Origin of the sequence: Chitinophaga sp. YIM B06452 (assembly GCF_039655965.1) — a bacterium.
In the GTDB taxonomy this organism is placed as follows: Bacteria; Bacteroidota; Bacteroidia; order Chitinophagales; family Chitinophagaceae; genus Chitinophaga.
The window spans coordinates 1,165,155-1,183,731 of the sequence record NZ_JAWLKY010000001.1; the positions used below are offsets into that span (position 1 = coordinate 1,165,155).

Consider the following 18,577-nt stretch of genomic DNA (forward strand, 5'->3'; position numbering starts at 1 on the left):
AACAATAATGTCAACTACCACTATCCCTCCGCAGCCCTTAACGGCCAAGGACTTTGCAACGGACCAGGAAGTACGCTGGTGCCCGGGTTGCGGGGATTACTCCATATTAAAACAGGTTCAGACCATCATGCCGGGTTTAGGTATCCCGCGCGAAAATATAGTGATCGTATCCGGTATCGGGTGTTCGTCCCGTTTCCCTTATTACATGAACACTTACGGCATGCACTCGATCCACGGGCGCGCCACGGCGATCGCCTCCGGCCTCAAGGCCACCAGGCCCGAGCTGAGCGTGTGGATCGTTACGGGCGACGGCGACGGGCTGTCTATCGGCGGCAACCATACCATCCACCTGCTGCGCCGTAACTTCGACGTGAACATCATGCTGTTCAACAACCAGATCTACGGTCTTACCAAAGGCCAGTACTCCCCGACCTCCGAGGAGAACAAGATCACGAAAAGCACGCCTTTCGGCAGCATCGACCATCCTTTTAATCCCATGGCCCTGGCCCTGGGTGCGGATGCTACGTTCATCGCCCGGTCTATGGACCGCGACCCGAAGCACCTGCAGGAAATGCTGAAACGCAGCCATGCCCACAAAGGCGCTTCCTTCCTGGAGATATACCAGAACTGTAACATCTTCAACGACGGTGCTTTCGAAGTGTTTACCGAAAAATCCAGCAAGGCAGACGAGACCATTTTCGTGGAACAGGGCCAGCCGCTGGTGTTTGGCGCACAGAAAAACAAAGGCATCCGCCTGGACGGGCTGAAACCTGTAGCGGTAGACCTTACCACCGGGGAATACAGCACTTCAGACCTCTGGATACACGATGAACAGGACTTCGGCAAAGCACAGCTGCTCACCCGCATGTTCGACGATGCGCGCATCGAAGGCCACCTGCCCAGGCCCTTCGGCGTATTCTACCAGATATTCAGGCCTACCTACGACGATATCATGGCAGCACAGCTGCAGGAAGCCACCGCCAAACGCGGCCCCGGCAACCTGGACAAGCTGCTGGCAGGCAACGAAACCTGGACTATCCTGTAGTACGGATAAAATAACTGTTGAAAAAAAGGCTATTTCTGACGAAATAGCCTTTTTTTGGGTTGATGCTATTTTACCCCACATCAAGTCCGGACCAAGTCCACGTCATGCCCAGCATTCTTGCGGGTTCTCTCCACTACAGGTATAGGTTTCCCGGGAACAACCCGGTAATGACAAGTAAGGGTAAAATAAGATCATTTAGGAATTACCGCTGCATTAGAAGATAAGCCGCCGTTGACGGAAAGACCGTCATTGCGAGGAGCCGCGTGGGATTTGTGCAGTGGCGCGACGAAGCAATCTCTTGCGTTGCCTTGAGGTACCCCAATACCAGGAAGGAGATTGCTTCGTCGCCCCCCGCTTTGGCGCTGCTGCTCCTCGCAATGACGGCCTCATAAACAAAAAGAGAAGGCCTGCTGCCTCCTCTTTCCTGCAATTAAATATACGGTTCTGGTTATAAGCCTTTAATGCCCGAACTCCCCGCCACCGAACCATACCTGGTACAGCAGCGCCAGCCCGAAAATGATCATACAAACGCCAGCTATCCTGTTCAGCCAGATCACATTGGTGAGCGTGAGCTTATGCCTGATCTTGTCTGACACGAAAACTTTCAGGATGTCTGCAGCTAGTACGAACAGCAGGCAGATGCTGTACATGATCACGCGGTGTGAAATGGACGTAGGCGCGTTGGCCACGCAAACGCCCAGCCAGAAGATGATCACGCCGGGGTTGAGGGTGTTCATGAGGAAGCCGCCCAGCCAGATCTTCGCATAGTCGCGGGTGCTGAACATTTCGGGCCGCTCGTCTCCTGTTACGATCTTTACCTGTTTGAAGAGCAGGCCATACACGCCCATCACGATCAGCAGGATGCCGCCTACTATACCGATGATGGTGGTATGTTCGCTGAGATTGCTGATGAAAGAAGTGGCGAGGTTGCCGAGAAGCACAAACATGATATCGCTGGCGGATACGCCCATGGCAAAGCTGATGCCGGCCCTGAAACCGTTACTGATGCTATATTTGATGATAGCAAAAATAACCGGGCCAACGGATACAGATAAGAACATTCCCAGCAATAAACCTGCGATGATGGCGGCCGTCATGTATTCAAATCGTGGTTAGGCTTTTACGCCTGCTTTGGTGGTAAGAAATTGTTCCCAATCCTTCAGCTTCTCGCCTTTCAGCACACGGGGAAACTTGTTCATGGCTCCTTCTTTGCCTTTGCAACGCAGGTAATCCAGGAAAACCTGGTTCGGCAGTATTTCGACAAAAATTTCTTTCAGGGCGGAGGTGCGTTCCACGGCATAGTCGTCGTTCACGTCGCTAAGCGTCTGGTCGATGATCTCGCGCACGCGGGCTGCATCCACATTAGGCGCTTCCGTGCCGATGTACCAGCGGTGGGCAAACAGGTTCTCATACCCGAAGCCGGCCACGGTAAACTCGCGGATGGTGATACCCAGCTTCTTCTGCACATTATCGATCGCCTTGTTCATATTATCGATGCTCATGTGTTCGCCTGCCAGGCTCAGGAACTGCTTGGTGCGGCCCACGATGGTGATCTCGTGTTCTTTCACGGAGGTGAATTTCACCACATCGCCGATCAGGTAACGCCAGGCGCCGGCACAGGTGCTCAGCATCACGGCGTATTCCACATCTTCCACCACTTCGTGGATCATGTACGATTTCGGGTTGGGTTTCACCTCGCCGTCCGCATCAAAATTCTCCTCGTTGAAGGGGATGAATTCGTAGAAAATACCCGCATTCAGCACCAGCTTGATGCCTTTTACGCCCGGCCTGGCCTGGAAGCCGAAAGAACCTTCGGAGGCCATATAGGTTTCGATAAAAGTGATGGGCTTGCCCAGCAGTTTCTGGAAACTTTCCCGGTAAGGCTCAAAGCTTACGCCGCCATGGATGTAAATGGCCAGGTTGGGCCATATTTCATGGATATCCTTAACGTTGTGGTATTTGATGATCTCTTCCAGCACGATCTGCACCCAGGCGGGCACGCCGCATACCGTACCTACGTCCCACTGCGGGGCCTTGCGTACGATCAGCTTGATGCGCTGCTCCCAGTTGGGCTTTTTGGAGATGTTGCCGCCGGGTTTGTAGAAGCGGCGGAACCATTTGGGAATATTCTTGGCCTGGATGCCGCTCATATCCCCTTCGTAGTAGTCGCCTTTTTCGAAGAGGGAGGTGGTGCCGCCCAGCATCAGGATGCCTTTGGTGAAGGATTTGGGGGGAACATTGAAGTTCGCCATGGAATACAGCTGCTTCACGCCCACCTTTTTCACGGTCCTGAGCATGTCTCTTGTTACAGGGATATGCTTGCTGGCGGATTCGGAGGTGCCGGAGCTGAGGGCAAAATACTTGATCTTTTCGGGCCAGCTCACGTTGGGCGTGCCTTCCAGGCATTTGTACCACCATTCCTTATGCATTTTATTGTAGTTATGCACAGGCACCTTCTGCCGGAACTGGGCAACCCAGTTGGGGGAGTTCAGGATCTGTTCATACCCGTAATGCTCGCCAAACTGCGTGTGCTTGGCTTTTTCCATCAGCCGCCTCAATACCTGCAACTGGTACTGGCGCGGCGTTCCCAGCTTAAACGTGAACTGCTTCCGAATTCGAAGGGATCTGGATATCAGATTACCTATTATGGCCATTAACTGCGATTCTAGTTATAAAAAGCAAAAATACTTAATTCGTGCGTAAATCCGGGGAAGAGTTGCGCCCACTTCGTACCTTTGCGCCATGTTAAAAACAACGTTACTCAAAGCTACGCAAGCCGGTGCAAAAGTTTTACAGGAATATTTTAACGGTACTTTCACAATTTCCCATAAAAGTACGGTAAACGACCTGGTAACGGAAGCCGACAAAAAAGCGGAAACCGCCATCATACAGGCTATACAGGCCGATTACCCGGACCACCAGATACTCAGCGAGGAGATCGGCGCCATCACTTCCGGCTCTTCCATCAAATGGATCATAGACCCGATAGACGGTACGGTGAACTTCGCCCATGGCATCCCCATCTGCTGCGTAAGCATCGGGGTGGAGCAGGACGGCGAGATGATCCTCGGGGCGGTGTACAATCCCCTGATGAACGAGTTGTTCTTTGCCCAGAAAGGCTTCGGCGCTACGTTGAACGACCGGAGGATCAGCGTTTCCTCCAAAACCAATATGGCGAATGCCTGCCTGGTGACCGGCTTCGCTTACCAGTACGACCAGGCAACGGCAAATCCGCTGGCTGTGCTCCAGCGTTTTATCAAACAGGGCCTGCCGGTGCGCCGCCTCGGCTCCGCCGCCATAGACCTCTGCTGGGTAGCCTGCGGCCGGTTCGACGGGTTCTGGGAAGGCCACCTCAACGCCTGGGATTCCGCCGCCGGGTACCTTATTGTACAGGAAGCGGGCGGCAAAGTGACGGATTTTTCCGGCAATGCCTATTCACCCTACCAGAAACAGATATTGGCCACCAACGGCCATATTCATCATGATCTGCTGAAAGAGATCAACAGTATTTAACCGCACATGGAAGAGAGAACAGAAATAGAGAACCTCGGGGAATTCGGCCTGATCGATTACCTGACCCGCAATATAGAGATCCAGAACGCAGGTACCATCCTGGGCGTAGGAGACGATGCCGCCGTGATAGACCATTTCGGCAAACAAACGGTGATCACCACAGACATGCTCGTGGAAGGCATCCACTTCGACCTGATGTATACCCCGCTCAAGCACCTCGGGTATAAATCGGTGGTGGTGAACCTGTCAGACATCTACGCCATGAATGCCGTGCCCACGCATATCACCATGAGCCTGGCATTTTCCAACCGCTTTTCCCTGGAAGCCCTCAACGAATTCTACGAAGGCGTATATGCCGCCTGCGAACGGTATAAAGTGGACCTCATCGGCGGCGACACTTCGTCCAGCAAAAAAGGTTTCGTGATCAGCGTCACCGCCATCGGTGAGGTAGCGCCGGACCAGTTCGTGAAACGCTCCACCGCCCAAAAAGGCGACCTGCTTTGCGTTTCCGGCGATCTTGGAGCCGCTTACCTCGGCCTCACGCTGCTGGAAAGGGAAAAACAGATCTTCCTGGAAAACCCTCAGGTGCAGCCCGATCTCGAAAACCAAACTTATATCATCGGCCGCCAGCTGAAACCGGAGGCCCGGCAGGACATCATCGCCTTCCTCGCCGAAAAGGAGATCCGCCCCACTTCCATGATGGATGTGAGCGACGGTCTCAGCTCCGAGATATTGCACATCTGCAAACAAAGCAATGTAGGCTGCGTACTGTACGAAGAAAAGATCCCGATCCACGACCAGAGCCGCAGCATGGCCATGCAATTCGGCCTGGACCCCACGGCCTGCGCACTCAGCGGTGGGGAAGATTATGAGCTGCTGTTCACTATGAAACAGGAAGATTACGACAAGATCACGCTGAACGAAGAGATCGCCGTGATCGGTTATATTACTGAAGCAGAGCAGGGCGCGCACATCATTACCAAAGGCGGCAACAAACATAAGATCACCGCGCAGGGATGGAATGCGTTTAAATAGAAGGCCATCATTGTGTAAAAAAGCCGTCATTGCGAGAAGCCGCAGAGCCAAAGCGGGGGCGCGACGAAGCAATCTCTCTCATTGAATTGGCGTACTCCTTGCTATGGAGGGGATTGCTTCGTCGCGGCTCCTGCACAAAGTCCACCCACAGCTCCTCGCAATGACGGGCTTTGCAGGACAACATTACACCAATGCATCCTCCTTCTTTATAACCCGCCTGGGCGCCGGTTTTTTCTTTTTCTTTTTTCCCCACCAAATCAGCCAGCCGGTGATGGGCAATGAAGCAACTATTAATGAGGCAAAGAACATCAGGAGCCGCCCGGGAAGCCCGGCGATGCTGCCTACATGGATGTCGAAATTCATGCGCACGGCTTTTTCCGCCACCGTGGCGTCTTTGTATTTGCCAAGGTAAGGCGTGGCGATCTCCTTCCCTGTATGCTGATCGAAATACAAATAATCTGCATTATAGAACTGGTTCCTGCTGGGATAAGCCCTGGCAGTGATGGCGGCGGAATCGTTCGCAGGCAATGACAGACTATAGCCTTCGGCCTTCGGGTAACGCGCTGTGAAGGCTTCAAATACCCTGTTGATGCTGGTACTGTCTTTCACCGGCGCATGTTTGTCTGACTTTACCGGCACTGCACCCGGCCTTTTCTTTCCGCCGCTGAATACCCAGAACTCTGCCTGCGCCATCCAGGTGAAACTCCATACCAGTCCCGTGAATGCGGCGAACACTACGATCCAGCAGGCGTAAAAGCCGAGCACATTATGCAGGTCGTAGTTCAGCCTTTTCGGCGAAGCATCCAGCTTGATGCGGAAGCTGCTTTTCCGGCGGGCTTTGTTGCGCGGCCACCACAGCACAATGCCGGTTACCAGCACAAAAAAGAAGATCAGCGTACCGTATGCAACCACCGTTTCGCCGATCTCGCGCGGCAGCCACAGGTGCATATGCCCGTTCAGGATAAAATGAAAGAATTCATCGTCGCGGTTGAGCACCTTCTGCACCTGGGCCGTGTAGGGATTCACGTATACGTTGTAGTAGTGGTACGGTTTCTTTTGATAGAACTGCACCACAGCCGCTTTATCCCTTCCTTCAAACAGGATGCGGAACGCCTTTTCGCCACCCCTGGTGGCTTCGCCGGCCGCGCGTATGGCAGTCACCGGAAGGAAAGGCCGGTCCTGCGGCGTTACATGACGGTAAGGCTGCGTGTATTCAGACAGTTCCGGCTCCCAGGCGTAGATGGCCCCCGTAATGGAGATGACGAATACGATGAGCCCGGAAACATATCCCAGCCAAAGATGCAACCAGCCGAAAATCTTTTTAATGCGCATGTTTTAAAATATAAAATGAAAGCACAGCGGACCGTGCTTTCATGGAAGTACAAATGATCGGAGAGCCTATAATTTGATGACGAGGTTCACCGCATAATTGCGTGGCGGCTGCGGCTCGCCCCACGGCCCCCAGTACATGGTATTCGAAATATTATCCAGCTTCACGCCGATGCGGTAACCCGGCCGGTCGTAGAATACGGTGCCGTTCACCAGCGCATAAGACGGGAAGAACAATGTATTGGCGTCATCAAAAACAGTTTCGCTGTTGTAGAACGCACCGGCGCCAATGCCCAGCCCCTGCAGCTTTCCTCTCATCAAGCGGTAACTGATCCAGGTGTTGGCCATATGTTTGCCGCCGGAGCGCGCCGGGCGCTTGCCTACGTTGGCAGCGGCTTTGGTGATCTCGCTTTCGTTGAACCCGTAACCTGCGGTGATATTGAAGCCGGGGAAAGGATTGGCGGTCACTTCGGCCTCAAACCCTTTGCTTTTTTGCGTTCCATCCTGTATCATGAACGCAGGGTCTTCCGGGTTTGAGCGCAGCTTGTCCGTTACGCTGATGTCGTAAGCGCTAAGCGTAACTTCCAGCTTGTTGTGGAGCAGGTCCGCTTTCACACCGCCTTCCCATTGGTTGGCCTGTTCCGGTTTGAAGAGGTTGCCCTGTTTGTCTGTCTGCGCGCTGTAGCTAAAACCGTTCTGGTAATTGGCGAATACAGACAGTTGGTCTTTGATCACCTGGTATACCGCGCCGAACTTTGGAGAGAAGGAAGACTTGCTGTAACGGCCGGTCACATTGCCATTCAGCAGGTTGGTCGTGCCCAGGTTGTCCACCCTGTCCCAGCGTACGCTCAGCATCAGCAGCAGGCGCTCTGTAAAATTGATCACGTCTGATGCATAGACGCCATAACGGTCCAGGTGACTTTTATAGTAGTTGCTGGCGCCCGCGGTGGGTGAGGGAAACAGGGGATAGATCTTTTCCATCATCAGGAAGCGGGTGGGCGCGGATGCGCTCACGGTATCGAGCACGAAGCGGGAAGTATAGGTGGGTTGCGTGATGTCTGCCAGGTAATCCACGCCTACCAGCACACGGTGTTTAACAGAACCGGTGTGGAACTCGCCGTTCAGGTTCTGCTGGAACTGGATGGTATTGTAGTTGTGGCTGTATTTCTGGAGCGTCCGCGTAATGCTGTCTACGCCGCCGGGGCGCCAGGTACCGGTGAACTGGTACTGGTTGCGGGCGTTCACGCCGCCGGTGGAGAATACGGTGGTGGTGTTCCAGTTGTTGCTGATCTTGTAGTTCATCTGCGCGAACACGTTGTAGCCCGGGAAAGTGGACACCAGGTCATTCGTGTAATATGTGCGTTTGAAATACTTGCCCATGGCTTCTTTGTAATCAGTCACGCCGGCGGCGGGATTGAGGTAAGCGATGGAAGGCGTGCCATGATTACGGAACATCTCCAGGTCTACCAGGAAGCTCAGGCGCTCGCTGGCTTTGTAGGAGAAGGCTGCAGACAGGAAATAATTTCTTTTGAAACCCGCTTCCTGGAAGCTTTCCACAGCATGCCTGCCGAAGTTCACGCGCAGCAGGGCTGTTTTTTCATCATTCAGCGGCGCATTCAGGTCTACGGTGATGCGGTTCAGGTTATAGCTGCCTGCAGTCAGGCTGATGTCTGTTTTGAAAATTTCCAGGGGCTTCTTGGTCACACGGTTCACCAGCCCGCCGTAAGATACGGCGCCGGTGCCAAACAGCGTGCCGGAAGGGCCTTTGATCACTTCGATCCTTTCCAGGTTGGAGATGTCTACCGTTACCAGCTGGTTGGCCATCATGCCGTTGCGGATGTAGTTCTGCGTGCGGAAACCGCGGATGATAGTAGAAGTGCGGCCGTTGCTCACCGTTTCGGTAGAGTTCACACCGGCTACGTTCTTGATTGCATCCTTATAATCCAGGATCACCTGCTCCTGCATCAGCTCGGAGCCTACAATGCTGTACACCTGAGGGTTTTCCAGGTTCTTCAGCGGCATGCGCGCCACGTAATCCGTTTCTTTTTTCGCAAATTTATTGCGCCCGCCGGCTACGATCACTTCCTGCAGGGTTTGTTTGGAAGCGCTGAGCTGGAAATCTGCTTCCGCTGTTTGCCCGGCGGTTACGGTCACGGAGCGGCTGATCACATCATGCCCGGCCACAAAGGCCTCTACGGTATAAGTTCCGGGAGCGATATTGCGGAGTGTGTATGTGCCGTTTTCGTGGGTAATGGTCTGTTTGCGGGAATCTTTCAAACGAACGCCCACACCGGGAACCAGTGTGCCGTCTTCCGCGGTCACGCGGCCTTTGATAGTGCCGTTTGCGGGATTTTGAGCGTTGGCCGCTGTATTCAGCAGTACGAGGAACAGGCATGCCATTGCCAATGCAATCACTCTCATGGTCAGTTTTTAAGGTTTAGGAGAATAGCGGGAATGTCACAATGGACGAGCAGGATATTGCTCCGCAAAGGTAGCGGGGCAGGCCGGGGTCAGTGAATCAAATCCGGAATTTGATTTATGCAATCGGGAAAAATGGAATTATGGGAAGAGATGAGTGATAAATTCGGGCCCTTGAAAACTAAAGCAGGATATTGCCTAAAGCGAAGTTAAAAAGAAGATGCGAGACAACCGTCCTGCCCCATCCTGCAAAGGTTTGGAGCGATTAAAATTGTACATTCCGGCTTCGTTTTCTTTATATTTGGACCAGAACAAAAGCAATGCCGCAGTACCACGAAATGAATGAGCAAGCGCTGGTTGCGCTGGTCGCCAATGGCGACGGGCTTGCGTTCAAACATTTATACCGGCTGCTGCTGCCTCACCTTGCGGGTACGGGCATCAAAATACTGCGGTCGAAGGAAGCCGTGTCTGAGGTGATCCAGGAATGTTTGCTGAGAGTGTGGATGAACCGGGAAAAGCTGCGCGATGTACGTCACCCCCGCGCCTGGATCTTCCGCATTTACTCCAATGAATGTTTCCGTTACCTGCGCAAGAACGGGTTGCAGTACCTGCCTATCGAAACATTGCAGGAAAGCGAACTGAGCTGTTCCCACAACAATGCGGAACGTACGTATGCCATGCGTGAAACGCAGCAACTTATCTACAAAGCCGTCACCTCCCTCTCCCCCCGTCAAAGGGAAATTTATACCTTGAGCCGCGAACGCGGGCTCAAGATCCCCGAAATAGCCACACACCTGGGTCTCACGTCCAAATATGTCAAGAAGACGCTGATCGTGGCCCTTCAATCCATCCGCCAGCGCCTGCTGGAAGCCGGGAAATCCCTTACGGCCCTTATCCTCTTCATCTCCATGTTTCACCGCTAAGCGAAAAAAATTTTTATGCCTATAGGGGCCTGATCGTTTTTTCCAGGGTCTATTATAGTATATGGATACATCCCGACTGAAATGGCTGATCGAAAAGTACCACCGGAACACGGCTTCTCCTGAAGAATTAAAGGAGCTTGCAGATCTCGTAGCCGCATCCGGCGGCGATCAGGCGCTGGAAGAATCATTGGCAGAAATAATCGCGCAGCGCCCGGAAGAAGGGACCGACCTGGCTCCTTATGAACACCTGGCCGACCGGGTATTGCTGCAAAGCAAACATATTCATTCCCTGCGCAGGGCCCGTTTGTGGAAGAGTGCCGCGGCAGCATGTATTTTGCTGGCCGTATCCGCAACGGCGCTGACCCTGCTCACAAAAAAGCAGGAAAGCCCGCAGCCGGTGGCAACGGCTCCCGTTCAGAAGGCGCCCGTTATTCAACCGGGCTCGTATGGCGCCGTGCTCACTTTGGCGGACGGTACAGACATTGTGCTGGACAGTGCCGGGGGCAAGGTGGCCAGCCAGAACGGCGCGGATGTGATGGTAACGAACGACCAGGTTGCTTACCGCACTACCGGCGAAACCACAGACGCGCCCGCATACAACACCCTTTCCACGCCCAAAGGCAGGCAGTTCCGCATCCAGTTGCCCGACGGCACCATGGTATGGCTAAATGCCGGCAGCTCCATCCGTTACCCTACTGTTTTCAACGGGAAAGAAAGGGTCGTGAACCTCCGGGGGGAGGCGTATTTTGAAGTAGCGAAAAATGCGGCCATGCCATTCAGCGTGCGGGTAAACGAACAGGCAAGCATCCACGTGACCGGTACGCATTTCAACGTAAACGCCTACAGCAACGAGCCAAACATTGCCACCACGCTGCTTGAAGGAAGCGTGCGGTTTGAAGCGGGAGAAACCGTAACACTGCGGCCTGGGCAGCAATCGCAGCTGAACCTTCAAACGGGCAAACTGTCTGTACACAATGATGTCGAAACAGGTAAGGTGATCGCCTGGAAAAACGGGCTCTTCGATTTCAGCAATGCGGGATTGAAGGAAGTGATGAACCAGCTTGAACGCTGGTACGACATTGATGTGGTGTATGAAAAAAATGTGCGCGATATCCGCTTCTTCGGCAAAATGACCAGGAATATCACTTTAAACGACCTGCTGATGATCCTTGAAAGATCAAAAGTACATTTCCGCATCGAGGGAAGAAAGCTGGTCGTGCTTCCATGATATGATAAATCCAAACCACCACAATATGAAAAAGAAACAACGCTGACGCAACCAAAATTGACAGGCCTAAAAGAAAGCCGGACGTGTGGGGACACTTCCGGCGAATGATCTGTGGCCGAAAAGAAACTTCGAATCACTTTTAACTAACCACCAATCGATCGCAATTTATGCAAAAAACTGCAATTGGAATGGGCGCGGCATTGCCATGCCCCTCCGCGACCGGGCACCGGAATGAACGAGCGAAACCGGCCCGGCATCTGCGCCGCCATTTAACCAAAATCGCTATTATGAAGTTACTGGTAGTATTGCTCACCGCCGCTTTCATGCAGGTACAGGCCATGACCTATGCGCAATACGTGTCTGTTTCCGGCCGCGACCTGCCTATGCTGAAGGTTCTCGAAGCGGTTGAAAAACAGACCGGCTACGTGGTTTTCGGCAACCGGGACATATTGGCCGCCGCCAGGCCGGTTACGCTGAACGCGCGGCGCATGCCGCTGGAAGAGTTCCTCGCTATCGTTCAGAAAGATCAGCAGATAGAATTCATTATCCGCGACAAGACCATCATACTGGTTGAAAAACCAGCGCGCACATTCCCGCTGGAGCGGTACCTCCCAAAACCGCCGCTGTCCGGCATTGTTAGGGGAGGCGCTGACGGGCCGCTGCTGCCCGGCGCATCTATTTCCATAAAGGGCGGCAATGTGACCGCCATGACGGACGCCAACGGTTCCTTTACCATCGACGCCAAACCAGGCGACGTGCTGGTGATCTCCTACATCGGGTACACCACGCGGGAATATACGCTCACCGCGGCAGACGCCGGAAAACCGCTGAACATTGTGCTGGAAACCTCGGAATCGAAGCTGGGAGAGATGGTAGTAGTGGGTTACGGCACAAGAACGAAAGGCGCTATCACCGGCGCTATTTCCACGGTGAAAGGCGAGGTGTTTGAAAGCCGCCCGCTCAACAACTCCTTCGATGCACTGCAGGGCGCCGTGCCCGGCATGACCATCACGAGGGCAAGCGGGCAACCCGGCAACCAGGGATATACACTGCAGGTACGCGGTTATTCATCCATCAACGGCAACCAGCCCCTTGTGCTGATAGACGGCATTCCCGGGGAACTGGGCACGCTCAACCCCAGCGACATCCTGCAGATATCCGTGCTGAAAGACGCCGCCGCGGCCATTTACGGTGCGCGCGCCGCTGACGGGGTGATCATCGTAACAACCAAGCGCGGCGTGAAAGGTCCGCCTATCGTTAATTACACGGCAAACGTGGGCTTGAAAACGCCTGCCTATCTTCGGAAAATACAGAACACGCTGCAGTTCGCGGAATTTATGGACGAAGGCCTGAGAAACGCCGGCATACAGGGATTCCCGCAGGAAGTGTTCGACAAGATAAAGAACAACGCGCCGCCCGACCCGGACAAAGGCTGGAACTACGGCATCACCAGTTACCCGGGCTTTTACGGTTATACCAACTGGAACGATGTGGTATACAAAAAAGCCTTCCAGCAACTGCACAACATCGCGGTATCAGGCGGCGGCGAGAGCAGCAATTACCTCCTGTCTCTCGGTTACAATCACGACGATGGCACCCTGCGTTATGGTAAAAATTTCTCTGACCGCTACAACATCCGGCTGAACTACGATTTCCGCCTATCGAAAAAACTAAGCATTGAAACGCGCAGCAGTTTCGAGAATACGGTCACCAAAGAACCCACAATGCTGGGTAACGCGCTCACGAACGTGACCCGCCAGTTCCCGTACCAGCCCGTATTCAACCCCCAGGGCCAGTTCTACGGCTACCAGGGATACGAGAACCCGGCTCAATCCCTCACAGAAGGCGGTCAGCACAAAACAGGATTCTCCCGTTTCAATACCAACCTCAAGCTGGACTACAACCTGCTGCCCGGCCTGAAACTCACAGGGCAGGCCGCTTTCCGGCTCGATTACCTGAACAGGGAAACGATCACGCGAACGTTTACACGTTACAATTACGCCGGCAACGTGCAGGATATCCGCAACACGCCGAACAATGCGGCCTATCAAAACCAGAAAACATTGTATAAGCTGTACCAGCTTTATGCGGACTATTCCAAACAATTCGGCGAAGACCATCACATCAACGTTACGGCGGGCACATCGCTGGAGCAAACGAACAACGAAGGCCAGACCACGACAGGTTATAATTTTCCCAGCAATGACATCTTCACGCTGAACCTGGCAGACCGCACCAATCCTGCTTTTGCAAATTTCACCGGGCTCCTGCGCGACCAGGCGCTGCATTCCTATTTCGGCCGCATCAGCTATTCGTTCCGCAACAAGCTCATCCTCGATGTTACCGCGCGTGCGGACGGCAGCTCCAAATTCGCGCCATCCCGCCGCTGGAGCGCAGTGTTTCCGTCCGCTGCGCTGGCTTACAATATTTCCGAAGAAAACTTCATCAAACGCCTGGGGATATTCGATCAATTGAAACTGCGCGCTTCCTGGGGCAAGATGGGCAACCAGGACATAAGCGGGCTCGGCCTGTACGACTATATTCCACTCGTCAACATCGGGGGCATATACCCGCTTGGCTCTCCCAATGCAGGCCTTCCCGGCGCCGTTGCCAACCCTGCTTCCGAAGACCGGACCTGGGAAACCATCGAGAACCGCAACGTTGGCATCGATGCACAATTCCTCCGTTCCCGCCTCACGTTCTCGTTCGATTACTTTAACAAGATCAACAACGACATGCTGGTGTCCATCGCCGTGCCCGCCACTTTCGGCGGCACGCCGCCATCCTCTAACCAGGGAAAGCTGAACACCAAAGGTTTTGAAACGACAGTGACATGGAAAGACAGGATCGGCAAGCTGAATTACAGCGTAGCCGTACAGCTCAGCGACAGCCGCAACCGCCTCGTTGAACTGAAGAACAGCGACAGCTACCAGGAAGGCCTGAACTTCGTGCGGCAGGGCTATTCCATCTATTCCTATTTCGGGTACGTGTATGACGGCATTATCAAAACACAGGACCAGCTTCAGAAATACAAACAGGAACTGCAGGGCATTCCATCCAACATCGGCATCGGCGACGTGATGTTCAAAGACGTGGACGGCGACGGCGTGCTCACCGCTTTCGGCGACAAATCCAAAGGCCTGGGCGGCGACATGGTGTACCTGGGAAATCTTCTTCCGCGTTATACTTATTCTTCCAACATCAATCTTTCCTTCAAACAGTTCAACCTCGGGCTGTTCCTGCAAGGCGTAGGCAAACGCAACATCCGGTACGAGGGAGCCATCGCTACGCCAAACACTTTCTTCTGGCCTTCATTGACGTATTACTACGGCAAAACCTGGACGCCAAACCGGCCGGATGCGCCATTCCCGCGCTATCTCCCCGGCTCTGTAGGATACGACGGCATACGCGGCTACAACTACCGCACTTCCTCGCTCACCATGCAAAACGTGTCGTACCTGCGTTTCAAGGTCATCACCCTTGGCTACGACCTTCCTTCCTCCGCGGTGGAGAGGCTGCGGCTCAAATCAGCCCGCGTCTATTTCAGCGGCCAGGACCTGATCACCTTTTCCAAAGGCACGCTGGGCGGCAATTTTGATCCGGAAGACGGTTTCCGCAATGAAGGAACCTATCCCTTCAACAAAGTTTATTCGGTTGGTTTAGATGTTAAATTTTAACGACAATGATCATGCAATCCAAATACAGTTATACAATATTGTTCGCGGCATGGATGCTGGCTTTCGTGGCCGCCACCGGCTGTAATAACAAGCTGGACCTCGTATCGCGGGAGAATGTGACAGACGCGACATTCTGGAAAACAGCCAACGACTTCAAACTCGCTGCCAACGAGCTTTACAAAGGCCTGGACAGGTTCGGGTTTGAGGACACGGAGTCCGATATCGCATTCAACTTTCCGAACAGCACCAGCAACGGCTCTGTGGTAGTATCTGAAACATCCGGCAACTGGTCTGACCCTTACCGTTACATCCGCAACTGCAATAAAATACTGGAGCAGGGCGGATCCCTGCAGGACGCGGGCATCAGGACCTACGTAGCCGAAGCAAGGTTTTTCCGCGCCTGGTATTACTGGAAGTTGGTGCGCCGCTATGGAGGCGTGCCGCTGATCACGAATGTGCTGAAGGTAGACGATGCCGGACTGTTCTCTTCCCGCGTCACGCAGGCGCAGGCGGTAGATTTTATTTTGAAAGACCTTGATGATGCTGTGAAAGACCTGCCGCTGCAGTCCGACCTTTCCAAGCCTGACATCGGGCGCATCACACGGGGGGCCGCATTTGCGCTGAAAGCCAGGGTGGCGCTGTATGAAGGTACCTGGGAAAAATTCCGGGGCCAGGCAACTGCGAACCAATATCTCGAAGCAGCGGCCGCCAGCGCCGATTCGGTGATCACCAGCGGGCGGTATGCATTATACAACGGAAGCGGCGCGCAAAGCTACCGTTATCTTTTCCTCGAACCGGGAGACGATTCCAATGAATCTATCCTGGACCGCCGTTATGCGAGGAACATACTCGGGCATGACATGCCTTACCAATACGACGGCAGCGGGTACAATCCCACCAAAAAGCTGGCAGACATGTATCTCGACAAAAACGGCCTGCCCATTACAAGCCCCGGCACCGTGTTCCAGGGTTATGCTACCATGACCTCCGAATTCCAGGACCGCGACCCGCGCATGACGATGACCATGATCATCCCCGGAACGCTCACCAACCGCGTGTTCTTCCCCGTGAACAAGATCGCGAACTACCCCGATAAACCGCAACGTAACTTCAACACCGGCTACATCCTCAACAAATACATGTCTGAAGACCCGGTAGCCAATAACAGCGGGCAAAACGGGGATGCCAGCATGTTTGACTACGACCGGCACCTGATCCGCTACGCGGAAGTGCTGCTGATCTATGCAGAAGCGGTATTTGAAAGAACAGGCGCCATCTCGGATAATGATCTCAACCGGTCCGTCAACCTGTTAAGAACGCGCGTGAACATGCCGCAGCTGACCAATGCTTTCGTAACGGCCAATGGCCTGGACATGCGCACGGAGGTACGCCGTGAGCGCACGGTGGAGCTGGCGCTGGAAGGTTTCCGTTACGACGACCTGAGAAGATGGAAAACTGCCGAAACAGAACTCGCGCAAGACATCAAAGGCATTAAGATCAAAGGCTCCGCATGGCAAACATATCCGCTGTACAGCGATCCCGCTTACCAGAACCGGACGGACGCGAACGGCTTCCTGATCTCCGAGACCAACCGCGTGTTCAACGCGCAGAAACATTACCTGCAGCCGTTGCCGGCCAGGGAGGTGGCCTTCTATTCATCCAACGGCTACACATTGCCGCAAAACCCCAACTGGTAATATTCAACGGGCGCCGGCATACGGCGCCCGTCATTTTAAAATAAAAAACAAAAAGATCAGGCATGAAATCCGCAGGATACCTTGTTGCTGTTGTATTTGCTATCATCACCCTCCAGGCGCGCGCCCAGCGGCCGCCCAAGATCGTGAACATCGTGAACTTCATCCGCCTGCTGGAGCCGCGGAATGCGGCCATCACACAGGACGTATTGTACCAGACCGTCGTAAAGCAGGTCGATATTATGAAAAAGTACAGGCTTGGCGGGAGTTTCCTGTTGCAGTATGATGCCCTGATGGATCCAAGGTATCAGCAACTGCTGAAAAGCCTGCCAGCCTCTTTCGAGATCGGCGCCTGGTGGGAGATACCGCAGCCGCTGGTGGAAAAGGCCGGGCTGAAATGGCGCGGCCGCTTTCCCTGGGACTGGCATGCGGATATCGGCTTCTCTACCGGCTATACGCAGGAAGAGCGGAAAAAGCTGATCGATGTGTACATGGCGGATTTCAAAAAAATATTCGGGTATTATCCAAAGTCCGTCGCATCATGGTTCATCGATGCCTACAGCCTCGATTACATGCACCGCCGGTACAACATCGTAGCGTCCGCCAATTGCAAAGACCAATATGGCACCGATGGTTATACGCTCTGGGGCGGTTATTGGAACCAGGCTTATTATCCCAGCAGGATCAACTCCTATATGCCCGCGCAGCATGAGGACCAGCAGATACCGGTACCGGTGTTCAGGCTGCTGGGCAGCGACCCCGTGCGGCAATACGATCACGGGTTAGGTTCTTCAAGGCAGGGAGTAGTAACGCTTGAGCCCGTTTATAATTTCGGCGGTGGCGATTCAGCATGGGTGAACTGGTTTTTCAAGACGTTTACCGACGATCCGTCTGTAGGATTCAATTACACGCAGGCGGGCCAGGAAAATTCTTTCACCTGGAACGCCATGCGCAAAGGTTTCGGGATACAAATGCCGCTGATCGCGCGCCTGCGCGATGAAGGTAAAATAAGACTGGAAACGCTGGAAGCTTCCGGCAGGTGGTTCAAAAAAACTTACAAGGTCACTCCTGCCACATCATTCACTGTCAGCCAGGACATCAGCGGCAGCGATCAGCAAACAGCCTGGTTCAACAGCCGCTTCTACCGCATCAACCTGCTGTGGGAAAACGGGACACTGCGCATCCGGGACATTCATCTTTTCAATGAAAAATTCCCATCGTCCTACGAAACGCAACCCGCTACTTCCAACGAGTGTTCTTTCTTCACTTTACCGGTAATAGACGGTTATCTCTGGAGCAAAAAAGGCAATCTTGCAGGCGCGCGCCTTAAAGCCGTGATAGATGGAAAGGAAGTGCCTTTAGAAGGCGGGAAAGCGGCATTCTCCCGGAAAGGAGCGTCCACACTGCATATCAGCTGGCCTCTCCAATCAGTAAAAGGCACATTGGAGATAGACCTGGATGAGAAAAAAGCGGTGATGCAGCTGAGAGGCGCAGATGTAAACTGGTTCTTTGATCTCACCACAGCAGAAGGCAAACAGCTTCCTTTTGTGAAGATCAATGCAAAGCAGATCGATTGCAGTTTTGAAAAAATGGGTTACACATTAATAGCGGGAAAAGGAACTTTTTCAACACCGGGCAATGTGACGGCCTGGCGGCTGAGTCCTGAGCAAAATGTTATGGTGATAAACTTTTAAAATATCCATTATCAGAAAAAG

12 protein-coding genes are annotated in these 18,577 nt (G+C 53.6%); 8 read left to right on the plus strand and 4 right to left on the minus strand.

From position 1 onward, the window contains the following. Positions 1 to 7: 7 nt before the first annotated feature. A complete protein-coding gene (locus R3I13_RS04420) occupies positions 8 to 1,045 on the plus strand; it encodes a 2-oxoacid:ferredoxin oxidoreductase subunit beta (RefSeq protein WP_346316713.1) in 1,038 nt (345 codons plus the stop codon). Between the two features lie 458 nt (positions 1,046 to 1,503). Here R3I13_RS04420 and R3I13_RS04425 read toward each other — a convergent pair whose 3' ends face one another. Further along, complete coding sequence (locus R3I13_RS04425; RefSeq protein WP_346316714.1) at positions 1,504 to 2,142, minus strand: LysE family transporter; 639 nt, start codon at positions 2,140 to 2,142, stop codon at positions 1,504 to 1,506. A 15-nt stretch (positions 2,143 to 2,157) separates the two neighbouring features. Further along, on the minus strand, positions 2,158 to 3,699 hold the full coding sequence (locus R3I13_RS04430) for a GH3 auxin-responsive promoter family protein (protein WP_346316715.1): 1,542 nt from the start codon (positions 3,697 to 3,699) through the stop codon (positions 2,158 to 2,160). An 88-nt stretch (positions 3,700 to 3,787) separates the two neighbouring features. Here R3I13_RS04430 and R3I13_RS04435 point away from each other — a divergent pair, with 88 nt between their 5' ends. Further along, on the plus strand, positions 3,788 to 4,558 hold the full coding sequence (locus tag R3I13_RS04435; protein WP_346316716.1) for an inositol monophosphatase family protein: 771 nt from the start codon (positions 3,788 to 3,790) through the stop codon (positions 4,556 to 4,558). 6 nt (positions 4,559 to 4,564) lie between these two features. Further along, positions 4,565 to 5,593, plus strand: a complete 1,029-nt coding sequence (gene thiL / locus R3I13_RS04440; protein WP_346316717.1) for a thiamine-phosphate kinase — start codon at positions 4,565 to 4,567, stop codon at positions 5,591 to 5,593. A 183-nt stretch (positions 5,594 to 5,776) separates the two neighbouring features. Here thiL and R3I13_RS04445 read toward each other — a convergent pair whose 3' ends face one another. Continuing rightward, positions 5,777 to 6,925: a PepSY-associated TM helix domain-containing protein gene (locus R3I13_RS04445; RefSeq protein WP_346316718.1), complete on the minus strand. Its 1,149-nt coding sequence runs from the start codon at positions 6,923 to 6,925 to the stop codon at positions 5,777 to 5,779. Positions 6,926 to 6,991: 66 nt separating this feature from the next. Continuing rightward, positions 6,992 to 9,343, minus strand: a complete 2,352-nt coding sequence (locus R3I13_RS04450; protein WP_346316719.1) for a TonB-dependent receptor — start codon at positions 9,341 to 9,343, stop codon at positions 6,992 to 6,994. 317 nt (positions 9,344 to 9,660) lie between these two features. Between R3I13_RS04450 and R3I13_RS04455 the strand changes: the two genes are divergently transcribed. The 5 genes from R3I13_RS04455 to R3I13_RS04475 all read left to right on the plus strand — a co-directional run bounded on the left by R3I13_RS04455 (position 9,661) and on the right by R3I13_RS04475 (position 18,556). After that, a complete protein-coding gene (locus tag R3I13_RS04455) occupies positions 9,661 to 10,263 on the plus strand; it encodes a sigma-70 family RNA polymerase sigma factor (RefSeq protein ID WP_346316720.1) in 603 nt (200 codons plus the stop codon). Between the two features lie 61 nt (positions 10,264 to 10,324). Continuing rightward, positions 10,325 to 11,491, plus strand: coding sequence for a FecR domain-containing protein (locus R3I13_RS04460; protein WP_346316721.1), 1,167 nt, complete (start codon positions 10,325 to 10,327; stop codon positions 11,489 to 11,491). Positions 11,492 to 11,778: 287 nt separating this feature from the next. Further along, a complete protein-coding gene (locus tag R3I13_RS04465) occupies positions 11,779 to 15,168 on the plus strand; it encodes a TonB-dependent receptor (RefSeq protein WP_346316722.1) in 3,390 nt (1,129 codons plus the stop codon). Between the two features lie 5 nt (positions 15,169 to 15,173). After that, on the plus strand, positions 15,174 to 16,865 hold the full coding sequence (locus R3I13_RS04470) for a RagB/SusD family nutrient uptake outer membrane protein (RefSeq protein ID WP_346316723.1): 1,692 nt from the start codon (positions 15,174 to 15,176) through the stop codon (positions 16,863 to 16,865). Positions 16,866 to 16,927: 62 nt separating this feature from the next. Next, positions 16,928 to 18,556 (plus strand): hypothetical protein, encoded by a 1,629-nt coding sequence (locus tag R3I13_RS04475; RefSeq protein ID WP_346316724.1) that lies wholly within the window; start codon positions 16,928 to 16,930, stop codon positions 18,554 to 18,556. The last annotated feature ends 21 nt before the right edge of the window (positions 18,557 to 18,577 follow it).

Bases quoted from the DNA above. Each gene is read 5' to 3' on its own strand.
- R3I13_RS04470 (WP_346316723.1), top strand. From the start codon at position 15,174: ATGATCATGCAATCCAAATACAGTTATACAATATTGTTCGCGGCATGG.
- R3I13_RS04450 (WP_346316719.1), bottom strand. From the start codon at position 9,343: ATGAGAGTGATTGCATTGGCAATGGCATGCCTGTTCCTCGTACTGCTG.
- R3I13_RS04460 (WP_346316721.1), top strand. From the start codon at position 10,325: ATGGATACATCCCGACTGAAATGGCTGATCGAAAAGTACCACCGGAAC.
- R3I13_RS04430 (WP_346316715.1), bottom strand. From the start codon at position 3,699: ATGGCCATAATAGGTAATCTGATATCCAGATCCCTTCGAATTCGGAAG.
- R3I13_RS04465 (WP_346316722.1), top strand. From the start codon at position 11,779: ATGAAGTTACTGGTAGTATTGCTCACCGCCGCTTTCATGCAGGTACAG.
- R3I13_RS04445 (WP_346316718.1), bottom strand. From the start codon at position 6,925: ATGCGCATTAAAAAGATTTTCGGCTGGTTGCATCTTTGGCTGGGATAT.
- R3I13_RS04455 (WP_346316720.1), top strand. From the start codon at position 9,661: ATGCCGCAGTACCACGAAATGAATGAGCAAGCGCTGGTTGCGCTGGTC.
- R3I13_RS04475 (WP_346316724.1), top strand. From the start codon at position 16,928: ATGAAATCCGCAGGATACCTTGTTGCTGTTGTATTTGCTATCATCACC.
- R3I13_RS04435 (WP_346316716.1), top strand. From the start codon at position 3,788: ATGTTAAAAACAACGTTACTCAAAGCTACGCAAGCCGGTGCAAAAGTT.
- thiL (WP_346316717.1), top strand. From the start codon at position 4,565: ATGGAAGAGAGAACAGAAATAGAGAACCTCGGGGAATTCGGCCTGATC.
- R3I13_RS04425 (WP_346316714.1), bottom strand. From the start codon at position 2,142: ATGACGGCCGCCATCATCGCAGGTTTATTGCTGGGAATGTTCTTATCT.
- R3I13_RS04420 (WP_346316713.1), top strand. From the start codon at position 8: ATGTCAACTACCACTATCCCTCCGCAGCCCTTAACGGCCAAGGACTTT.